Origin of the sequence: Pseudarthrobacter sp. NPDC080039 (assembly GCF_040702335.1) — a bacterium.
Lineage (GTDB): Bacteria > Actinomycetota > Actinomycetes > Actinomycetales > Micrococcaceae > Arthrobacter > Arthrobacter enclensis_A.
In genome coordinates, this window is the sequence record NZ_JBFBKY010000016.1 from 75,147 (window position 1) to 93,168 (window position 18,022).

The 18,022-nt window shown below is 65.3% G+C and carries 18 protein-coding genes; 16 read left to right on the top strand and 2 right to left on the bottom strand.

All coding sequences use genetic code 11. The annotated features are described in order from the left end of the window. Positions 1 to 227: 227 nt before the first annotated feature. The 7 genes from AB0313_RS15995 to AB0313_RS16025 all read left to right on the top strand — a co-directional run bounded on the left by AB0313_RS15995 (position 228) and on the right by AB0313_RS16025 (position 7,526). Positions 228 to 1,556 carry an extracellular solute-binding protein gene (locus AB0313_RS15995; protein WP_141944716.1) on the top strand — a complete coding sequence of 443 codons (1,329 nt, stop codon included), beginning with the start codon at positions 228 to 230 and terminating at the stop codon, positions 1,554 to 1,556. Then, a complete protein-coding gene (locus tag AB0313_RS16000; RefSeq protein ID WP_141944718.1) occupies positions 1,553 to 2,488 on the top strand; it encodes a sugar ABC transporter permease in 936 nt (311 codons plus the stop codon). Before AB0313_RS15995 ends, AB0313_RS16000 begins: the two co-directional genes overlap by 4 nt. Position 2,489: 1 nt before the next feature. Further along, positions 2,490 to 3,395 carry a carbohydrate ABC transporter permease gene (locus tag AB0313_RS16005; RefSeq protein WP_141944720.1) on the top strand — a complete coding sequence of 302 codons (906 nt, stop codon included), beginning with the start codon at positions 2,490 to 2,492 and terminating at the stop codon, positions 3,393 to 3,395. A gap of 30 nt (positions 3,396 to 3,425) precedes the next feature. Then, the gene (locus AB0313_RS16010; RefSeq protein ID WP_366306716.1) at positions 3,426 to 4,604 is read left to right on the top strand and encodes a Gfo/Idh/MocA family oxidoreductase; all 1,179 of its coding nucleotides are present in this window, start codon (positions 3,426 to 3,428) and stop codon (positions 4,602 to 4,604) included. 70 nt (positions 4,605 to 4,674) lie between these two features. Continuing rightward, complete coding sequence (locus AB0313_RS16015; RefSeq protein WP_366306718.1) at positions 4,675 to 5,679, top strand: sugar phosphate isomerase/epimerase; 1,005 nt, start codon at positions 4,675 to 4,677, stop codon at positions 5,677 to 5,679. A 48-nt stretch (positions 5,680 to 5,727) separates the two neighbouring features. Then, positions 5,728 to 6,426 carry a ThuA domain-containing protein gene (locus tag AB0313_RS16020; RefSeq protein ID WP_366306719.1) on the top strand — a complete coding sequence of 233 codons (699 nt, stop codon included), beginning with the start codon at positions 5,728 to 5,730 and terminating at the stop codon, positions 6,424 to 6,426. Further along, a complete protein-coding gene (locus tag AB0313_RS16025; protein WP_307305134.1) occupies positions 6,411 to 7,526 on the top strand; it encodes a Gfo/Idh/MocA family oxidoreductase in 1,116 nt (371 codons plus the stop codon). The genes AB0313_RS16020 and AB0313_RS16025 overlap by 16 nt, the downstream gene beginning before the upstream one ends. A gap of 46 nt (positions 7,527 to 7,572) precedes the next feature. Here AB0313_RS16025 and AB0313_RS16030 read toward each other — a convergent pair whose 3' ends face one another. Beyond that, positions 7,573 to 8,724: a GGDEF domain-containing protein gene (locus tag AB0313_RS16030; RefSeq protein WP_141944731.1), complete on the bottom strand. Its 1,152-nt coding sequence runs from the start codon at positions 8,722 to 8,724 to the stop codon at positions 7,573 to 7,575. Between the two features lie 144 nt (positions 8,725 to 8,868). Between AB0313_RS16030 and AB0313_RS16035 the strand changes: the two genes are divergently transcribed. From AB0313_RS16035 to AB0313_RS16070, 8 genes are all read left to right on the top strand, one after another. Beyond that, positions 8,869 to 9,105, top strand: coding sequence for a zinc-ribbon domain-containing protein (locus AB0313_RS16035; RefSeq protein WP_141944733.1), 237 nt, complete (start codon positions 8,869 to 8,871; stop codon positions 9,103 to 9,105). 75 nt (positions 9,106 to 9,180) lie between these two features. Next, the gene (locus AB0313_RS16040; protein ID WP_366306722.1) at positions 9,181 to 9,891 is read left to right on the top strand and encodes an alpha/beta hydrolase; all 711 of its coding nucleotides are present in this window, start codon (positions 9,181 to 9,183) and stop codon (positions 9,889 to 9,891) included. A 47-nt stretch (positions 9,892 to 9,938) separates the two neighbouring features. Further along, complete coding sequence (locus tag AB0313_RS16045; RefSeq protein ID WP_307305126.1) at positions 9,939 to 11,042, top strand: agmatine deiminase family protein; 1,104 nt, start codon at positions 9,939 to 9,941, stop codon at positions 11,040 to 11,042. After that, the gene (locus AB0313_RS16050; protein WP_366306724.1) at positions 11,039 to 12,808 is read left to right on the top strand and encodes an amidase; all 1,770 of its coding nucleotides are present in this window, start codon (positions 11,039 to 11,041) and stop codon (positions 12,806 to 12,808) included. Before AB0313_RS16045 ends, AB0313_RS16050 begins: the two co-directional genes overlap by 4 nt. A gap of 117 nt (positions 12,809 to 12,925) precedes the next feature. Beyond that, positions 12,926 to 14,176 carry a D-arabinono-1,4-lactone oxidase gene (locus tag AB0313_RS16055; RefSeq protein WP_307305122.1) on the top strand — a complete coding sequence of 417 codons (1,251 nt, stop codon included), beginning with the start codon at positions 12,926 to 12,928 and terminating at the stop codon, positions 14,174 to 14,176. Positions 14,177 to 14,199: 23 nt separating this feature from the next. Then, entirely contained in the window at positions 14,200 to 14,541 is a 342-nt protein-coding gene (locus AB0313_RS16060; RefSeq protein ID WP_366306726.1) for a hypothetical protein, read from the top strand. Positions 14,542 to 14,698: 157 nt separating this feature from the next. Further along, positions 14,699 to 15,835, top strand: coding sequence for a Vms1/Ankzf1 family peptidyl-tRNA hydrolase (locus AB0313_RS16065; RefSeq protein ID WP_366306728.1), 1,137 nt, complete (start codon positions 14,699 to 14,701; stop codon positions 15,833 to 15,835). A 44-nt stretch (positions 15,836 to 15,879) separates the two neighbouring features. Continuing rightward, the gene (locus AB0313_RS16070; protein ID WP_141944745.1) at positions 15,880 to 16,167 is read left to right on the top strand and encodes a hypothetical protein; all 288 of its coding nucleotides are present in this window, start codon (positions 15,880 to 15,882) and stop codon (positions 16,165 to 16,167) included. A 79-nt stretch (positions 16,168 to 16,246) separates the two neighbouring features. On the opposite strand, the gene AB0313_RS16075 is transcribed toward AB0313_RS16070, so the two are convergent. Next, positions 16,247 to 16,786 (bottom strand): MarR family transcriptional regulator, encoded by a 540-nt coding sequence (locus tag AB0313_RS16075; RefSeq protein ID WP_141944747.1) that lies wholly within the window; start codon positions 16,784 to 16,786, stop codon positions 16,247 to 16,249. A 274-nt stretch (positions 16,787 to 17,060) separates the two neighbouring features. On the opposite strand from AB0313_RS16075, the gene AB0313_RS16080 reads away from it, so the two are divergent. Then, positions 17,061 to 17,942: a hypothetical protein gene (locus AB0313_RS16080; protein ID WP_366306731.1), complete on the top strand. Its 882-nt coding sequence runs from the start codon at positions 17,061 to 17,063 to the stop codon at positions 17,940 to 17,942. Positions 17,943 to 18,022 lie beyond the last annotated feature (80 nt).

Genomic DNA, 18,022 nt, shown 5'->3' on the forward strand with positions numbered 1-18,022 from the left:
TCTTTCGAAGGATGTGAAGTGCATTCATTCTGTAGACCCCGCCTCTCTCGCGTCAAGGGCCCCTCATGAAGCGGGAGCAGCCAGAAAATATCCTCTACGATCCCTTGACTGCGCCGATCTTTAGGGTTTTAGTTTAGACCGTGACTTATATCACCGTTCGAAATATTTCGGACAAACGTCGGAGCTGACGCCCCGTACCCGACTGCAAATTTCACAATGGAGAAGCAATGAAGCAACCCCAGACCTCCCGGCGCTCTTTCCTCGCCCTCGCTGCCCTTACTCCCTTTGCCGTTGCCGCTACGAGTGCCTGCGGCACGTCGGGTCCGGGTGCTTCCAGCGGCGGAGGCGGCGCGAGCATGTGGTACTTGTCCGGCGAACCGAACCAGACCACCATGCAGAAGGCCGTGGATGCCTTCAATTCGGCCAACTCAGCGGACAAGATCACCGTTACGTACTTCCAGAACGACGCCTACAAGACCAAGATCAAGACCGCCATCGGCGCCAACCAGGCACCCACCATCATCTACGGCTGGGGCGGTGGCGGCCTCAAGACCTACGCCGAGGCCAACCAGGTGGAAGACCTGACCGGCTGGTTTGACCAGAACCCGGACCTGAAGAAGAAGTTCTTCCCGTCGGTATTCGGGGCCGCCACCGTCAACGGCAAAATCTATGCCCTGCCCAACCAGTACATCGCCCCGATTGTCCTGTTCTACAACAAGGACCTCTTCCAGAAGGCGGGCGTACAGCCGCCCCAGACCTGGGACGACATCATGTCACTGGTCAAAACCTTCAATGACATGGGCGTGGCGCCCTTCTCGCTGGGTGGCCAGTCACGCTGGACCTCCATGATGTGGCTGGAATACCTCCTGGACCGTATCGGCGGGCCCGAAGTGTTCAATGCCATCTTCGAGGGCAAGCCCAATGCCTGGATGGATCCGGCGGTCATCCAGACCGGCACGAAGATCCAGGAGCTCGTCTCCGCCGACGGCTTCATCAAGGGGTTCTCCTCCATCACCGCGGATTCGCAGGCAGACCAGGCACTTCTGTTTTCCGGCAAGGCAGCCATGATGCTGCACGGTTCCTGGACCTACGGCTCCATGAAGAAAGCGGGCCAGAACTTCGTACAGAACGGCAAACTGGGCTTTGTTCCGTTCCCCACGGTTGCCGGCGGCAAGGGAGACCCGAAGAACGGCGTGGGGAATCCGGCTGCCTACATGTCCATCTCCTCCAAGGCCTCGGACAAGGAAAAGGAGTCCGCCAAGAAGTTCTTCAAGGACGGTATCCTCACCGACACGGTCATTGACGCCTACATCAACTCCGGCTCCGTGCCCATTGTTAACGGCATCGAAAACAAACTGAACACCTCCGAGGACAAGGAGTTCCTCAACTTCGTCTACGGCATGGCCAAGAACGCACCGAACTTCCAGCAGTCATGGGACCAGGCGCTCAGCCCCACCGCCGCCGAGGCGCTGCTGAACAACATCGACCAGCTGTTCCTGAAGTCAATTACGCCGCAGCAGTTCGCCGAGAACATGAACGCCACCCTGGGCAAATGAGTAACGCCGTCTCCACTGCCCCCCGGGCTGCCGTCCGGCCGGCCAGTTCCAAACCAACGGAACAGCGCAAGACGGCCCTGGCATGGTTGACGCTGCCGGCGCTGTTCTTCTTCCTGGTGTTCGCCGTCGTCCCGCTGGCAGGGGTGCTCATCCTCAGCTTCACCAGCTGGGACGGCATCGGTGCCATTGGGGCGGCGGGCCTGGATAACTGGTTCTCCGTGCTGGCGGATCCCGGGCTGTATAACGCCCTGGGCCTGACCTTCCTGATCATGGCCGTTTCGTGGCTGGTCCAGACACCCATCAGCCTGCTCCTGGGTGTCTTCACGGCCGGCAGCCAGCGCTACCGCGCCGCCCTTGCCGTGCTGTACTTCCTGCCGCTGCTCTTGTCCTCCGCCGCCGTCGCCATTGCCTTCAAGGCGCTGCTGGACCCTAACTTCGGCCTGGCAACTGGCCTGGGGCTGCCGTTCCTGGCGCAGGACTGGCTGGGGGTTCCCCAGCTTGCGCTGGGCCTGGTCATCTTCGTCATCGCATGGCAGTTCGTCCCCTTCCACACGCTCATCTACCAGGGCGGCGTGCGGCAGATCCCGAAGTCGCTGTATGAGGCAGCGCAGATCGACGGCGCCGGGACCATCAAGCAGTTCTTCCACATCACCCTGCCGCAGTTGAAGTACACCATCATCACTTCGTCAACCCTCATGGTGGTGGGTTCGCTGACCTATTTCGACCTGATCTTCGTCCTCACCGGCGGCGGCCCGGGCAACTCCACCCGGATCCTGGCGCTGGACATGTACCTCCGCGGCTTCCGGGCCAACCTCATGGGGCCGGCCAGCGTCATTGCCGTCATCCTCGTCATCATCGGCCTTGCACTCGCCTTGTTCCTCCAGCGCCTTGGGGGCAAGGACAAGCAGGGCAGCCAACTGGAAGGTTTGTAGGGTGAGTACCGTCCTGAAAAGCAATACGCAGGGGGCCCACACCGGAACGCTTGGCGGCTCCGCAGCCGCCAAGCGGGGGCTCGGCCCAAAGCTGCGGCGGCTCAACATTCCCGGCGGCCTGGGCGGCTGGCTTTGGCTGGCCATAATTATCCTGCCGGTCTACTACGTGGTGATCACCAGCCTTAAGACCCAGGCGGGATACTTCGGCCAGAATCCACTGGCCCTTCCCACCTCGCCCACGCTGGAGAACTACCAGATGGTCCTCGAGGCGGACTTCGCGCAGTACTTCATGAACAGCGCCATCGTCACGCTCGGTTCCGTGATTCCCACGGTGCTGATCTCCTTCATGGCCTCGTTTGCCATCGTCCGCGGCGCCGGCAGGTTCCTCAGGCTGGTCAACGGCATGTTCCTGATGGGGCTTGCCATCCCGCTGCAGGCCACGATCATCCCCATCTACCTGATGATCATCCGGCTCAACCTGTACGACAGCCTGCTGGCGCTAATGCTGCCGTCCATAGCCTTCGCCATCCCGCTGACGGTCCTGATCCTGTCCAACTTCATCCGTGACGTCCCGAACGAACTGTTCGAGTCCATGCGGCTGGACGGCTGCAGCGAGTGGCAGACGATGTGGCGGCTGGCCCTGCCCCTGACGCGCCCGGCCATCGTGACCGTTGCCATCTATAACGGCCTGCATGTCTGGAACGGGTTCCTGCTTCCGCTGGTCCTCACCCAGAGCCCCAGCCTGAGGGTCCTTCCCCTGGGCCTGTGGACCTTTCAGGGTGAGTTCAGCGTCAACATCCCTGCTGTGCTCGCCTCCGTGGTGCTCAGCACCCTCCCCATCCTGGTGCTTTACGTTATCGGCCGCCGCCAGCTGCTGGCAGGCCTGACCGCCGGCTTCAGCAAGTAACATCCGGGATTTCCAGAAAGGACTTTCAACATGACCACCGCAAAGCCCCTGCGGGTCGGAATGGTGGGCTACGCCTTCATGGGTGCAGCCCACTCCCAGGCCTGGCGCACCGCACCACGGTTCTTCGACCTGCCGCTGCAGCCACAGCTCACCGCGGTGGCCGGAAGGAATGCCGACGGCGTCCGCGCAGCGGCAGACAAGCTGGGCTGGGAGTCGGTTGAGACTGACTGGCGCCGCCTGATCGAGCGTGACGACATCGACCTCATCGACATCTGCACACCCGGCAACACCCACGCCGAGATTGCCATCGCCGCCCTTGAAGCCGGCAAGCACGTGCTGTGCGAAAAGCCGCTGGCCAACTCCGTGGAGGAAGCCGAACGGATGACCCTTGCCGCAGAGACCGCTGCGAAGCATGGCGTCTTCTCGATGTGCGGCTTCAGCTACCGCCGGACGCCCGCTTTGGCGCTGGCCAAGCGGTTCGTGGAACAGGGCAGGCTCGGCGAGATCCGCCATGTCCGCGCCCAGTACCTTCAGGACTGGCTCTCCGACGCCAACGCCCCCATGACGTGGCGGCTGGACAAGAGCAAGTCCGGCTCCGGCTCCCTGGGCGACATCGGGGCGCACAGCATCGACGCCGCCCAGTGGGTCACAGGGCGGAACATCAGCGGTGTATCGGCAATACTGGAAACCTTTGTCCGCGAACGGCCACTGGCCGGGGACCTCGTGGGCCTTGGCGGCCACGGCGACCTCAGCAGCGACGCTCCCCGCGGGACAGTCACGGTGGATGATGCGGCCATCTTCAGCGCAAAGTTCGACGGCGGCCCCATCGGTGTGTTCGAAGCGACGCGTTATGCGCTGGGCAGGAAGAACGCCATGCGTTTGGAGGTCAACGGCACCAAGGGCTCCCTCGCCTTCGATTTCGAGGAGATGAACGTCCTGTCCTTCTGTGACGCGGCGGAGTCCCCCGATGCGGGCTTCCGCCGGATCTTTGTCACCGAACCCGAGCACCCCTACGTGGGGAACTGGTGGCCCACCGGCCACGGCCTGGGATACGAACACGGCTTCACCCACCAGGTGGTGGACCTCGTCACCGCTATCGGTGAGGGGCGCCAACCGGAACCGTCCTTCGGCGACGCCCTTCAGGTGCAGCGGGTCCTCGCCGCCGTGGAATCAAGCGCCGCGAATTCCAGCCAGTGGCAAAAAGTCTGAGCAGCGAGAAGAAGCCTGGGCACCGGCCCGGCACAGAACAGCAACCGCTTCAAGGAACCTAGGAACTCACATGACACGACCAATCACGCTCTTTACCGGCCAGTGGGCCGACCTGCCGTTCGAGGAGGTTGCCCGGCTTGCCGGCGAGTGGGGCTTTGACGGGTTGGAGATCGCCTGCTGGGGCGACCACCTTGACCCGCGCCGCGCGGCGGAGGACGACAACTACCTCCAGGGCCGGCTGGACATCCTTGAGAAGAACAACCTCAAGGTATTCGCGATCGCCAACCACCTGACCGGCCAGGCGGTGTGTGACGACCCCGTCGACGAGCGCCATCGGGGCATCCTTTCCGCAGAAATCTGGGGTAACGGCGAGCCCGAAGGAGTCCGCCGCCGCGCAGCGGAAGCCATGAAAGACACGGCACGGGCAGCCGCCCGCCTTGGGGTGAAGACCGTGACAGGGTTCACCGGTTCCTCCATTTGGAAAGCCGTGGCCATGTTCCCTCCGGCCCCGCAGTCGATGATCGACGCCGGGTACCAGGACTTCGCTGACCGCTGGAACCCCATCCTCGACGTGTTCGAGGAGGAGGGCGTCCGGTTCGCCCTGGAAGTCCACCCGTCCGAAATCGCCTACGACTACTGGACGGCCAAGCGCACCCTTGAGGCGATCGGCCACAGGGAGAGCTTCGGCCTGAACTTCGACCCCTCGCATTTCATTTGGCAGGACCTGGACCCGGTGATGTTCCTGCAGGACTTCGCGGACAAGATCTTCCACGTGCACGTGAAGGAATCCGTGCGCCAGCTCGATGGCCGCAATGGGCGCCTCGGCTCGCACCTGGCCTGGGCGGATCCCCGGCGCGGCTGGGACTTCGTCACCGCAGGGCACGGGGATGTCCAGTGGAACAGGATCTTCCGGACCCTGAACGCCATCGGCTACGAGGGTCCCACCAGCATCGAATGGGAGGATGCCGGCATGGATCGTCTCATCGGCGCCCCCCAGGCGCTGGCCATGGTCCAGGAACTGGCCCGGATTGCGCCGCCCGCAGCTGCCTTCGACGCCGCCTTCTCCAGCCACTGACCCCAGGCCCTGCCCGCACAACACGGCAGCCAGACAAAGGAAACTTCAATGACAGATCGCAAGAATGCGCTGGTCGTCCGCGGCGGCTGGGACGGCCACCAGCCCTACGAGGCAACCGAGCTCTTCATTCCCTACCTCAAGGACAACGGCTACGACGTCCGGGTGGAGGAATCCCCCACGGTCTACGCCGACGCAGAATACATGGCGGGCGTGGACCTGATCATGCAGTGCATGACCATGAGCACCATCGAAAAGGACGAGTTCGCCGGACTGCGGGCAGCCGTGGAGAACGGCACCGGCCTGGCAGGATGGCACGGCGGCATCGCCGATTCCTACCGGAACACCTCCGACTACCTGCACCTGATCGGGGGGCAGTTCGCCTGCCACCCCGGCAAGCACCCCGACGAGTGCGTGGGCGAGCAGTCGGACAACTACGTGCCCTACACCGTCAACATGCTGCCGGCAGCCGCCGAACACCCCATCACCAAGGGCATCAAGGACTTCGACCTGGTCACGGAGCAGTACTGGGTCCTCGCTGACGACTACATCGATGTCCTGGCCACCACCACCCAGAAAGTCCGCGATTGGGACCCCTGGCACCGCGAAGTGACCTCCCCCGCGATCTGGACCCGCCAATGGGGCCGGGGCCGGATCTTCGTCTGCACGCCCGGACACCGGGTGGAAATCCTGCAGGACCAAAACGTACGCACCATCATCGAAAGGGGCCTGCTGTGGGCAAGCCGTTGAAAGTCGGAATCATTGGCTGCGGAGCCATCATCGCCCAGTACCTCACCAATTTCCGGCGGTTGGACCAGATCCAGCTGGTGGCCGTGGCGGACCTGGATCCGGCGCGTGCCCAGGCCGTGGCGGATGACTACGACGGCGTCCGCGCCGTCTCCGTGGAGGAACTGCTCGCCGCTGACGATATCGACCTGGTCCTGAACCTGACCATCCCCGCGGCGCATGCTGATGTCGCGCTGAAGGCAATCGCGGCCGGCAAGAGCGTATACGGAGAAAAGCCGCTGGCGGCCACCACCGAAGAGGCACGCCAGGTGCTGGACGCAGCACGCCAGGCAGGCGTGGTCGTCGGCTGCGCCCCTGACACCGTGCTGGGCACCGGCATCCAGACCGCCCGCAAAGCGATCGACGACGGCCTGATCGGCGCCGCCATTTCGGCGTCCGCCACCATGGTCACCCCAGGCCACGAACGCTGGCACCCCAACCCCGACTTCTACTACCAGCCCGGCGGGGGCCCTCTTTTGGACATGGGCCCCTACTACGTCACTGCCCTGGTGACGCTGCTGGGCCCGGTGGTGTCGGTCATCGGCGCAGCAAGCCACACCCGCAACGAACGCACCATCGGATCCGGCCCCCGCCAGGGCGAAACGGTACCGGTCACCATCGATTCCCACGTCACCGGCATCCTGGTCCACGCTTCCGGAGCCCTGTCCACCCTGTTCATGAGCTTCGATGCCGTGAAGTCCAAGTCCCCGAACATCGAAATCCACGGCGAGCGCGGATCCCTGGTGGTGCCGGATCCCAACCACTTCGACGGCGACGTCCAGCTGTTCTCCCTGGGCGCCCAGGACTGGGAAACACTTCCCGCCTCCGCAGGCTACATCGACTCGGGACGCGGGTTCGGCATCGCTGACTTGGCTTCCACCCCGCGGGGCAAGGAACCGCGCGCCGGAGGGACCCTGGCCTATCACGTCCTGGAAGTCATGGAATCGGTCCTCAAAGCCGCGCACAGCGGCATGACGGTCTCCATCCAGAGCACGGTGGAGCGGCCGGAGGGCGTGCCGCTGACCGCCCTGGCTGAACAGGCAGAAGCCATCCAGAGGCGCTAGGGCGAGTACCGGGATTAGGGAAACCGCGCCGCTGTTTGCAGTCGGGCTAGTACAGCCGGTCGCTGCGGGCGGCGCGGTTCCTGCCCAGCGACTTGGCCCTGTACAGGGCCGCGTCCGCAGCAGCGATGAGATCGTCCACGTCGGAGGTCCCGCCGTCGTAAGTGGAAATGCCATAACTCGCGGTGGGCATGTCCATGCCGTGCGCTGTTTCAGTCCCGGCCAGGCGCCTGCTGATCTCCTCGGCGATGATCTCGGCGCGTTCGGCGCTGGCGCCCGGAACAAGGATGACGAACTCCTCCCCGCCGTACCGGCCGGTCAGGTCCGTGGAGCGCACCGTGGCCAGGCACGCCTCAGCGAAAGCCTGCAACGCAAGGTCACCCGCTGCGTGGCCGTAGGTGTCATTGACCGTTTTGAAGTGGTCCAGGTCGGCCAGGATCAGGGCCCCGGAACCGCCGGTAATGGTCCGGTCAGCGAGTTGCTCGGCTGCCAGTTCAATGAACGCCTTGCGGTTCAGCAGCCCCGTCAGGTCATCCCGGCTCGCCACCACGCGCAAAGCACGGGTCTGTTGTTCGGTGCTGAGCGCGGCCATGCTGAAAGACACCACTACCAGCAACACCATGGTGACCAGCGTGGTCACGGCAGAACCGAAGACAGTGGTGAAAAGGGCACCGTCCTGGCCCTCCACGAGTAAGGCCACGCACCGGAGGAAGTAAAAAACCGACAGCCCTCCGGCCGCAACCGCCATGGGGATGCGGACCCGTGAATAGCCGGGCTCCAGCCGCCACAGCTCCCGGGAGGCCAGACCAATCGTGAGGCTCATCGCCGAAAGGAACACGGGTCCGCCGGACCAGACATTGGTTGCCGGGTGGTCCAGCGCCGATGCCACGAGGGTCAACACCGGGATGGCGGTGAAGGCCCACTTTGGCGGCCGGACAGTCCGCAGTGAGCGGGCGCCCGCCCAGACAGCAACCCCGCCATGGACCAGCAGCGTGTTTCCCACCGGGTTGGCCCACACCTGGTGCGGCGTTCCGTCCAGGAGGAAACAGCCCGATCCGGCCAGGAAGAACAGCAGTGCGACGCACCACCAGGCACTGTACGGCGAACGCGTCACCCTGTAGGCGGAAAAGTAGAAGAGGACCACCAGCACCAGGGCCATCAGGCCAAATGCAGCGCGAAGGGTTGCCGTATCCAGAACCATTTGCCAGAAGTCCCCCCAGAAAGCCCGAGTGCTGCCCACGCAAGTATCGCATCCACCCACGGTGCATGGGCATCCTTACCCCGATCGCAAAGGCCCAAACCCGCCTACGCTGGTGGGTACTACCCGGACGACGAAAGGCCGGCAATGCTCCTTCTTTTCGGTTTCAAGACTGCCCGCAGGGCCCTGCCGGGCCGCGCAGCGACCTGCCCGCACTGCGGCGCATTCATCTACCACCTCCTCGAGGAGCAGGCTACGAAGTTCACGCTGTTCTTCATCCCGGTGCTCACCGTGTCGCGGAAGTTCAGCATCACCTGCACCAGCTGCGGCTATGTCTCCTCCATCAGTGGACGCCAGAAGCGGGCGCTGGAAACGGGCCGGTAAAGGGTTCGGCATCCCCGCCTTTTCCGACGGCAGGAACACGCGTTCGGCAACGGGGGTGGGGAGTAGGGTGTCGCCATGGACATCATCCTGGTTCCCGGTTTCTGGTTGGACGCCTCCTCCTGGGAGAAGGTGGCCCCGGTTTTGGAAGCAGCAGGGCATCACGTTCATCCCCTTACGCTTCCCGGCAAGGAGTCCATGGACGCAAGCCGCGCAGGCATCAACCTGCAGGACCATATCGACGCCGTCGTGCAGGTCCTTGATGGCCTCCCGGGAAAGGTGGTGCTGGTGGGCCATTCCGGCGGCGGGGCCATCATCCATGGTGCGGTGGATGCGCGGCCGGGAAAGGTGGAGCGGGCCATCTACGTGGACAGTGGTCCTCTGGGCGACGGCGGCGTCATCAACGATGAACTGCCCGCCAATGGGGACGACGTCCCCCTCCCGCCCTGGGAGAGCTTTGACGACGCCGACCTGGTGGACCTTGACGACCGGCTGCGACAGGACTTCCGGGCACGTGCCATCCCGGAACCCCGGGGTGTGGCGTACGGCAGGCAGCATCTGCATGACGAGCGCCGCTACGACGTTCCCGCCACGGTCATCTCCTGTGAGTTCCCCTCCGCCATGCTCCGCGAGTGGATGGCGGCGGGCCAGCCATTGGTGGCAGAGCTGGCACGGATCCGGGACACGGAGTTCCTCGACCTGCCCACCGGCCATTGGCCGCAGTTCACCAAGCCCGCTGAACTGGCACAGGCCATCCTGTCAGCGGTTGATGGCCCCCGCACTAACTAGGACGACACACTCTTGCGCCTTCGCATCTCGGTCCCCATAATAAATGAATGGCATTCATTTATTCGACCGTGGTCGGGGACAGCGCCGCCCCTGGCCACATTTCCACCGGCAGCTCCGTGCACATGCCCGCAGAGTGGGACGACCACCAACGCACATGGATGGCCTTCCCGCCCCCCAACGACACCTTTGGCCCCACCGGAAGCCCCACCCTGGACCGCGCCCGCGCGGCCTGGACCAGCGTTGCGCACACCATCGCCAGGTACGAACCCGTCACAGTCGTGGCCGACCCCAGGGACGCCACCGCTGCACGGGAATGGCTCGGGGACCGCGTCGACGTCGTGGAAGTACCGCTCGACGACGCCTGGCTGCGGGACAGCGGCCCCACGTTCGTCCACGTGCCGGACGGTTCAATCGCCGCCGTGGACTGGACCTTCAACGGCTGGGGTGCGCAGGAATGGGCCGCATGGGAGAAAGACCAAGCCGTGGCGCAGACCGTGGCCGCAGGCATTGGGGCACCTCTCCTGCAGACGTCCCTGGTGAACGAGGGCGGCGGCTTCCACGTGGACGGCCAAGGGACTGTACTGCTCACGGAGACCGTCCAACTGGATCCCGGCCGCAACCCGGGTGCCACCAGGGAGTCCGTGGAATTGGAGATCCACAGGGCCCTGGGCACTACGAAAGCCATCTGGCTTCCGCGCGGACTCACCAGGGACTATGACGAATTCGGCACCCGCGGACACGTGGACATCGTGGCCGCGTTTGCCGGACCCGGCACCATCCTTCTGCACCGCCAGGACGACCCCTCCCACCCCGACCACGCCGTCTACCTGCAGCTGAAGGCAGTCCTTGGCGGGCAGCTGGACGCACAGGGCCGGCCGCTCCGCATCATCGACGTTCCCGCTCCCACCACGCTCAAAGACGACGAGGGATGGGTGGACTGGTCCTACATTAACCATTACGTCGCCAACGGCGTAGTGGTGCTCTGCAGCTTCGACGACCCCAACGATGCCATCGCAGCAGGCATCCTGGAACGGGCCTACCCCGGCCGCACCGTGGAACTGGTTGACGCCAGGGACATCTTCGCGTTTGGCGGCGGGATCCACTGCATCACGCAGCAGCAGCCGGCCGGGCGGACAGGTGGCGCCGCATGAAAACGGCCGGGCAGACCCACAGTGCGGACAGGGTGAAAAATTTCGATGTGGTGGAGGCGGGCATCGTCCAACTCCGGGCAGCCCTCGAGTCCGGGGAAGTCACCAGTGTGGAATTGGTCCGCCTGTACCTGGAGCGCATTGAGAAATATGACTCTTCAGGCATACACCTGAATGCGCTTGTCGTCATGAATCCGGAAGCCCTTGCCGAGGCGCGGGCGTCCGACCGCCGGCGGGCTGCCGGCTTTACGCTGGGCCCGCTCGATGGGATCCCTTATACCGCCAAGGACAGCTACCAGGTGAAGGGCCTGACTGTCGCAGCGGGGTCTCCGGCGTTCAAAGACCTGGTGGCGCGGCACGACGCCTTCACTGTCGCCCGGCTCCGGGCCGGCGGCGCCATCCTGATCGGGCTGACCAACATACCGCCCATGGCCAATGGAGGTATGCAGGCCGGGGTATACGGCCGCGCCGAAAGCCCGTACAGCGCCGACTTCCTGACCGCAGCATTCGCGTCCGGTTCGTCCAACGGCTCCGGTACGGCCACGGCGGCCAGCTTCGCAGCATTCGGGTTGGCAGAAGAAACGTGGTCCTCCGGACGGGCGCCCGCGTCCAACAACGCCCTGTGCGCCTACACCCCCTCCCGCGGCGTCATTTCCGTGCGCGGCAACTGGCCACTGGTTCCCACTATGGATGTGGTGGTTCCGCATACCCGCACCATGGCAGACATGCTGGAAGTCCTGGACGCGGTGGTAGCGGACGACGCCGAGGCCCGCGGGGACTTTTGGCGGACCCAGCCGTGGATTCCGGTGCCCAAGGCATCTGCTGTCCGGCCGGCGTCGTACCTTGACCTCGCCGTTGCAGACGCGGGCGCGCGGGTACTCGCGGGCAAACGCCTGGGCATCCCCCGGATGTACATCAACGCCGATCCCGAAGCCGGAACAGCGGAGGCGCCCGGCATCGGCGGCCCCACCGGCCGGCGGATCGAAACGCGGGTATCAATCCTGGATCTGTGGAAGGCCGCCCGCTGCGATCTTGAGGCCGCCGGAGCGGAGGTGGTGGAGGTGGACTTCCCGGTGGTGACCAACTACGAAGGCGACCGGCCCGGCGCCCCCACCATCTCCACCCGCGGCCTGGTTTCCCCGGAGTACCTGCGGCGTGAAATCGTGGACCTGTCGGCCTGGGCATGGAATGACTTCCTGGACGCCAACGGTGACCCGCAGCTGAACCGGCTTGCCGATGTGGACGGCTCCGCCATCTTCCCCGCCCCGAAAGGCGCCCTGCCGGACCGCTATGACGGTTTCGACGACGACATCGCGGACTACCCCGCCTGGATTCGGAGCCACGGTGTCCCGCGACTAACCGAGATTCCCCATCTCCCCGAGGGCCTGGCAGGACTGGAAGAAACCCGCCGGCTGGACCTCGAGGAGTGGATGGACCGGCTGGGACTGGACGCCGTCGTCTTTCCGGCAGCCGCTGATGTGGCACCGGCGGATGCGGACACCAACCCGGCTTCGGCGGACATTGCGTGGCGCAACGGCGTGTGGGTGTCGAACGGGAACCTGGTGCCCCGCCATTTGGGCATCCCCACGGTGACCGTTCCCATGGGCATCGCCGCGGACATCGGCATGCCCGTGGGCCTCACCATCGCCGGGAAGGCCTACAGCGACACGGACCTGCTCCGGTTGGCGGCAGCCTTCGAAGCCACCGGCAGCCGGCGGGTTCCGCCTCCGCGCACCATGGCCGGGGACGTGCAGCCAGGGGTTGGCTAAGCCAGCGGCACGGTGCTGTCAGGGGCTTCCGCGACCAGCCCGCGGAAGTGCCTTGACAGCCGCAATTGTTAGCGCTGACAGTAAAGGGAAACCGATTGCCAAGCGAAAGCCACGCCATTGAAAAACTGGGCAGGAAACCTCGAATACTCCTCCGCGGATGTGCGGCGGCCGGAATCCGTAGCGGAGCTGGCAGAGATCGTCGCAAACTCGCCGCGGGTCAAGGCCCTGGGATCCCGGCACTCCTTCAACCGGGTCGGGGACACGGAAGGTGTCCATGTCCTCCTCGATGCCCTGCCGCAGCAGGTGGAACTGGATTCGGGGCGCGGAACAGTACGCGTCAGCGGCGGCGTGAGCTACGGGGCGCTGTGCCGGACCCTGGAGGACTCCGGGGTGGCCATCCACAACCTCGCCTCGCTGCCGCACATCTCGGTCGCCGGCGCGGTCCAGACGGGCACGCACGGCTCGGGGGTGAACAACCCGTCACTGGCCGGCGCCGTGGAATCCGTCGACCTGGTCAGGGCCTCCGGAGAACAGGTGACGCTCACCCGGGCGGATGGAGACGAGTTCCTGGCCAGCGTGGTGGGCATGGGGGCCCTGGGAATTGTCACCGGCCTGGAACTGGCGGTCCGCCCCAGCTTCCGGATGCGCCAGCGGGTCCTTGAGGACCTGCCCTGGGACAACGCGCTCGAGGAGTTCAGCGCCGTCATGTCCGCCGCCTACAGCGTGAGCCTGTTCACCGATTACGCCGGGGAAACGATCAACCAGGTCTGGCTCAAGGCTCTTGATGAGGAGCCGGCGCTCCCCGGCCTGTTCGGGGCAAGGGCGGCTCTGCGGCCGCGGCACCCTCTGCCGGACATGTCCGCGGAGAACTGCACCGCGCAGCTGGATGAACCCGGGCAGTGGCTGGACCGGTTGCCGCACTTCCGGCACGAGTTCACTCCGAGCAACGGGGACGAACTCCAAAGCGAGTTCATCCTTCCCCTGGAGCACGCCCCCGCCGCCCTCCAGGCCGTCCGCAGCCTGGCTCCACAGCTGGCACCCCTGCTCTTCGTCTCGGAGATCAGGACCGGCGCCGCGGACGAGTTCTGGCTCAGCCCATTCTATCGCCGGCAGAGTGTGGCGCTGCACTTCACCTGGAAACCGATGCAGCCCGAGGTGGAAGCCTTTCTTCCGGTCCTGGAGGATGTTTTACGGCCTTTTGGGGCACGTCCGCACTGGGGCAAGCTCTTCACTCCGGAGGGCCATGACTGGGAGGCGCTGTACCCGCGGTTCACGGACTTCCGCTCCTTCGCCCACGGCCTCGATCCGGAGGGCAAGTTCCGGAACGGGCTGCTGGACACCATCCTGGGGGTCCCCGCCCGCAGGTAGGAAGCCGACGGTACGCTGGATGCATGACTTTTCGGCCCGCCGTCGTTCCCGCCACCGCCCTTGCCGCCGCCCTGCTGCTGACGGGATGCGGTGCCGTGGGGGAGGCCGCGGGCAACGCCGCCAGCGACGCCGCTTCCAAGGCCGCCTCCTCCGCAGCACAGGAAGTCACCCGGCAAATCTGCGCTGTCGTCCAGAACGGCTTGGTCAGCCCTGAGGACAAGAAGGCTCTGGCCGGCCTGGTCTCGGCAGCAAAGGCGGCAGGCGTCCCCGCGGACATCACGACGCCGTTGGGCCAGATTGCGCAGTCCGGGGACCAGGTGCCGGCGGACTCCGTCAGGGCCCTCAAGGGCGCCTGCCAGCGCTGATCACCAAGGGCCGGAAGACCCTTCAGCGCGCGGGTCGCCGGTGCTAGCGTGAAGTGACGAACCAGCTCGTGATCCTAAGTCACGCGGCGAAGGAGATCGTCATGGCAGAACGCGGCAGGGCCCCCTTCATCCTTTTCAGCAAAGAGGAGGGGAAACAATGACCAGCAGCCTGCAGAAGTTCGCGGACCTGTACCGCCTCCCCGGCCCTTGGTGCACCGCGTACGTGGATGCCGGCACCGGAACAGTCGACACCCTGGAAGCCGGCGACGTCCGGGCCGGAAACACCCGCGCCCAGCTCGAAGCACAGGGAGCAGCTGCGGCGGACATCGATGCGATGGAACAGGCACTTCAGCCGGCCACAGGAATGCCTTCCCCTGTGTCCAGGTTCGTCCTGGTCCACGGTGGAAAAACGGAAGTCAACGAAGTGCTCCCCGGCGAACTGGTCCTGCCGGAGCGGATGGTACTGGAGCCGGTCCCGGATTTGCTCCCCCTGGTCCAGCACCGGCCGGAGGACCTGCCGTACGTTGTGGCGGAAGTAAGCCGCGACCATGGTGAAATCCGGCTGTACCGGGCCGGGGCCGGCGCTCCCCGCAGCGTGCAGGAAGTTGAAGGCGAGTCCGAGCACCTTCACAAGTTCCATGGCGGAGGCTGGTCCGAGCTGCGGTTCCAACACCACACCGAGGACGTTTGGCGCCGGAACGCTGATGAGGTGGCAGTTGAAATCGACAGGGTAGCCAGTTCCAGCGGCGCCCGGCTCATCGTCCTCGCCGGTGACATCCGAGCCCGTGGCCTGGTCAAGGAAAATCTCTCCGAGGCAGGCAGGGCACTCCTGTCCGAAGTGGATTCCCACACGCATACAGCCGGGGCGGACAGTGCCAACCTTGAGGACCAGGTCAAACAGCACGTCGCCGAGGTGTGGGCAGCGGAGCAACAAACCGTCCTGGACAGGCTGGCGGTCCGGGAGGGCCAGGCCAATCCGGAGGCGGCCCATGGCGTCGGAGCCGTGGTGCACGCGCTCCAGCAAGCCCAGGTGGAACTCCTGATCTTCGATGATGCCGCCTTGTCCGGCCGGACCATGCTGGCCCTTGACGCGGAGCCGTGGATCGCCACCGCCAAGGAGGAAGCCCTGCCTGCCGGAATCCTGGGAGAGGTGCCCGCACCCGCGGCGCTGCTTCGGGCGGCCGCGCTTACCGACGCCCGGATTCTCCTGGTTCCGGGCCCTGTCCTGCCCGCCGGCGTCCATATCGCGGCACTGCTGCGCTGGTCCTCCGGGCCTGGCGTCCCGTCGTCGTAGGCCCTACGGCCGTTGCAGGAACCCAAAGATTGGAAGGGGCACCGATGAGCACTGCAGATGAGAACCCGGATGACGTCCTGGACAGCGTGATGGTCCCGGAGGAGGATGCGCTTCCGAACCCCACCCGCACGGGGCACAGCAAGATGCCCGAGGACGTTGACGACGACGATTACCAAAGGGCAGCGGAGCAGGAACGGGTGGCAGCGGGCCTCGCCGACTACGCTCCCGCCGACGTTCCGCCGGCCACCGACCCGTTGCCGCCGGAAGCGGCCGACGCCGCAGACCTGGCTCAACGGGGCTTGCTGGAGGAAGAACCGGAAGACAAAGGCTAGGAAGAAGCGTTGATCACCCGGAAGGCGGCCACCGCTTCTTCCTGTTGTCCGTATACCTTTGCCCGGCCCCAGGCCAGCCTCAATTCTGGCCCGGCTGCTCCCAGCCCCGGAGACCGCCTGCCCGTCCAGCCTGGGGCCGGTGGGCGTGCCCGGTCCGGTGTTCAGGCGGGGCAAACGGGACAACCCCGGTGTCGCGGTCCAGCGGAACGGCACGGACAAATTTTGTCAGTTCCTCCCGAAGCGCCTTCCAGGCAATGTCCGGATCGTCCGGGTAGGCATTGACTTCCGCTTGGCGTGCTGCCTCCACGGCAGCAACGCCGGCATCCGTAAGCTCAACCTTCAGCTGCCGGCGGTCCGAGGCATGGCGCGTCCTGGTGATATGTCCCGTGGCTTCAAGGCGGGTCAGGACACGGCCGAGGGTTTGGCTTTGGACCCTGATCGCCTCGGCAAGTTGTTCCTGGTTCAGTGGTCCCCCCGTCAGGCCTTCCAGTGCGATAACGGCGGCACGGGTGAGGCCAAGGGGGGCCAGTGCATCGTCCTGGCGCCGCTGGATCAGCCGCGCCGCCAAGGTGATCAGGCGGTAGCTGCTCCGGGCGTCCGGATCGAGATTGCTGGTCATCGGCCGCGGCCTTCCTGTAGGTGGCGAAGTGCTGGTCACCCTGCGTCGCTACACCCCTACAATAAGCATGCTTAGCAACATATTCGCAAGTAGGCTTACTATCCGACGCCCCAGAACCTCCGCATCCGCCCGGAAAGAACAGGCCCCGGGAGCGGCACCCCTTGCAATCGAAATGGGAAGTGTGCTTAGTATCTAATTAGTAACCTTGCTTACTAAGTCGCCAGCACTGCTGGTTCTTGATCGCCCAGCTAGCCCTTTCTGAAAGAGAGCGAAGATGACAGAGAACCAATGGCCCCAGACCCCACACACCGTCACCGACCCGGCCCTCGCCGATCCATACGGTGCAACAGAGTTGGATTCCCAGCACAACGCCTACTCCGCGGATTCGGGTGATGCTTCCAAGACGCAGGCAGCCAAGGATGAGGCTTCGAACGTGGCCGGTCACGCTGCCTCGGCAGCCCAGGGCGTCGCCGAAACGGCCAAGAGCGAGGCCGCGAACGTCGCCTATGAAGCCAAGGCCAACGCTCAGGACCTGCTGCACCAGGCCAAATCGGGACTGACCACCCAGGCCGGCACCCAGCAGCAGAAGGCCGCCGAAGGCATCCGCAATATCTCCAGCCAGCTGCACAGCATGGCCACCGCCCCGGACCAGCAGGGCGTAGCCAGCGACCTGGTCCGCCAGGCAGCCGAACGTACCTCTTCCATGGCCACCTGGCTGGAAAACCGCGAACCCGGCGACCTTCTCAATGAAGTTCAGCGCTTCGCCCGCAACCGCCCCGGAACATTCCTGCTCCTCGCCGCCGGCGCCGGCGTCCTGGCAGGCCGCCTCACCCGCGGCCTCACCGCAGGCGCCCCGGAGCCGCAGGGGCAGGTGCAGGCTTCAGCCCAGCACCGGGATGTGCAGCCGGCACCGGTAGCGCCGCTGCACCAGGAGACGGTGTACGCAGCCGGCACCGATGACCTCTTCAACGAACCAGTAGTGGGCAGCGCCGCTCCGGTGTCCACCAGCACGCTGCCCTCGGGTACCGCTGAGGAAACTCCCCTTCGCTTCGAGGACGACCCATACCGGGCTGAAAACGGTGTCTACAGCGCTGACGAGCACTTTGGTACTGACGGCACGGCCGGTACCGGCCGCCACGGCACGGGTGGTTTGTGATGAGTAGCCAGATTCCGGAGCCGCCGCCCAGCGCGGCGCATGTGAAAGCGGACAACGCCTCCCTGGGCGAGCTGCTCGGG

What these genes read in the sequence shown, in the direction of transcription:
- AB0313_RS15995 (WP_141944716.1), top strand. Translation starts at nt 228, where the DNA reads ATGAAGCAACCCCAGACCTCCCGGCGCTCTTTCCTCGCCCTCGCTGCC.
- AB0313_RS16000 (WP_141944718.1), top strand. Translation starts at nt 1,553, where the DNA reads ATGAGTAACGCCGTCTCCACTGCCCCCCGGGCTGCCGTCCGGCCGGCC.
- AB0313_RS16010 (WP_366306716.1), top strand. Translation starts at nt 3,426, where the DNA reads ATGACCACCGCAAAGCCCCTGCGGGTCGGAATGGTGGGCTACGCCTTC.
- AB0313_RS16015 (WP_366306718.1), top strand. Translation starts at nt 4,675, where the DNA reads ATGACACGACCAATCACGCTCTTTACCGGCCAGTGGGCCGACCTGCCG.
- AB0313_RS16020 (WP_366306719.1), top strand. Translation starts at nt 5,728, where the DNA reads ATGACAGATCGCAAGAATGCGCTGGTCGTCCGCGGCGGCTGGGACGGC.
- AB0313_RS16030 (WP_141944731.1), bottom strand. Translation starts at nt 8,724, where the DNA reads ATGGTTCTGGATACGGCAACCCTTCGCGCTGCATTTGGCCTGATGGCC.
- AB0313_RS16035 (WP_141944733.1), top strand. Translation starts at nt 8,869, where the DNA reads ATGCTCCTTCTTTTCGGTTTCAAGACTGCCCGCAGGGCCCTGCCGGGC.
- AB0313_RS16040 (WP_366306722.1), top strand. Translation starts at nt 9,181, where the DNA reads ATGGACATCATCCTGGTTCCCGGTTTCTGGTTGGACGCCTCCTCCTGG.
- AB0313_RS16045 (WP_307305126.1), top strand. Translation starts at nt 9,939, where the DNA reads ATGGCATTCATTTATTCGACCGTGGTCGGGGACAGCGCCGCCCCTGGC.
- AB0313_RS16050 (WP_366306724.1), top strand. Translation starts at nt 11,039, where the DNA reads ATGAAAACGGCCGGGCAGACCCACAGTGCGGACAGGGTGAAAAATTTC.
- AB0313_RS16060 (WP_366306726.1), top strand. Translation starts at nt 14,200, where the DNA reads ATGACTTTTCGGCCCGCCGTCGTTCCCGCCACCGCCCTTGCCGCCGCC.
- AB0313_RS16065 (WP_366306728.1), top strand. Translation starts at nt 14,699, where the DNA reads ATGACCAGCAGCCTGCAGAAGTTCGCGGACCTGTACCGCCTCCCCGGC.
- AB0313_RS16070 (WP_141944745.1), top strand. Translation starts at nt 15,880, where the DNA reads ATGAGCACTGCAGATGAGAACCCGGATGACGTCCTGGACAGCGTGATG.
- AB0313_RS16075 (WP_141944747.1), bottom strand. Translation starts at nt 16,786, where the DNA reads ATGACCAGCAATCTCGATCCGGACGCCCGGAGCAGCTACCGCCTGATC.
- AB0313_RS16080 (WP_366306731.1), top strand. Translation starts at nt 17,061, where the DNA reads ATGACAGAGAACCAATGGCCCCAGACCCCACACACCGTCACCGACCCG.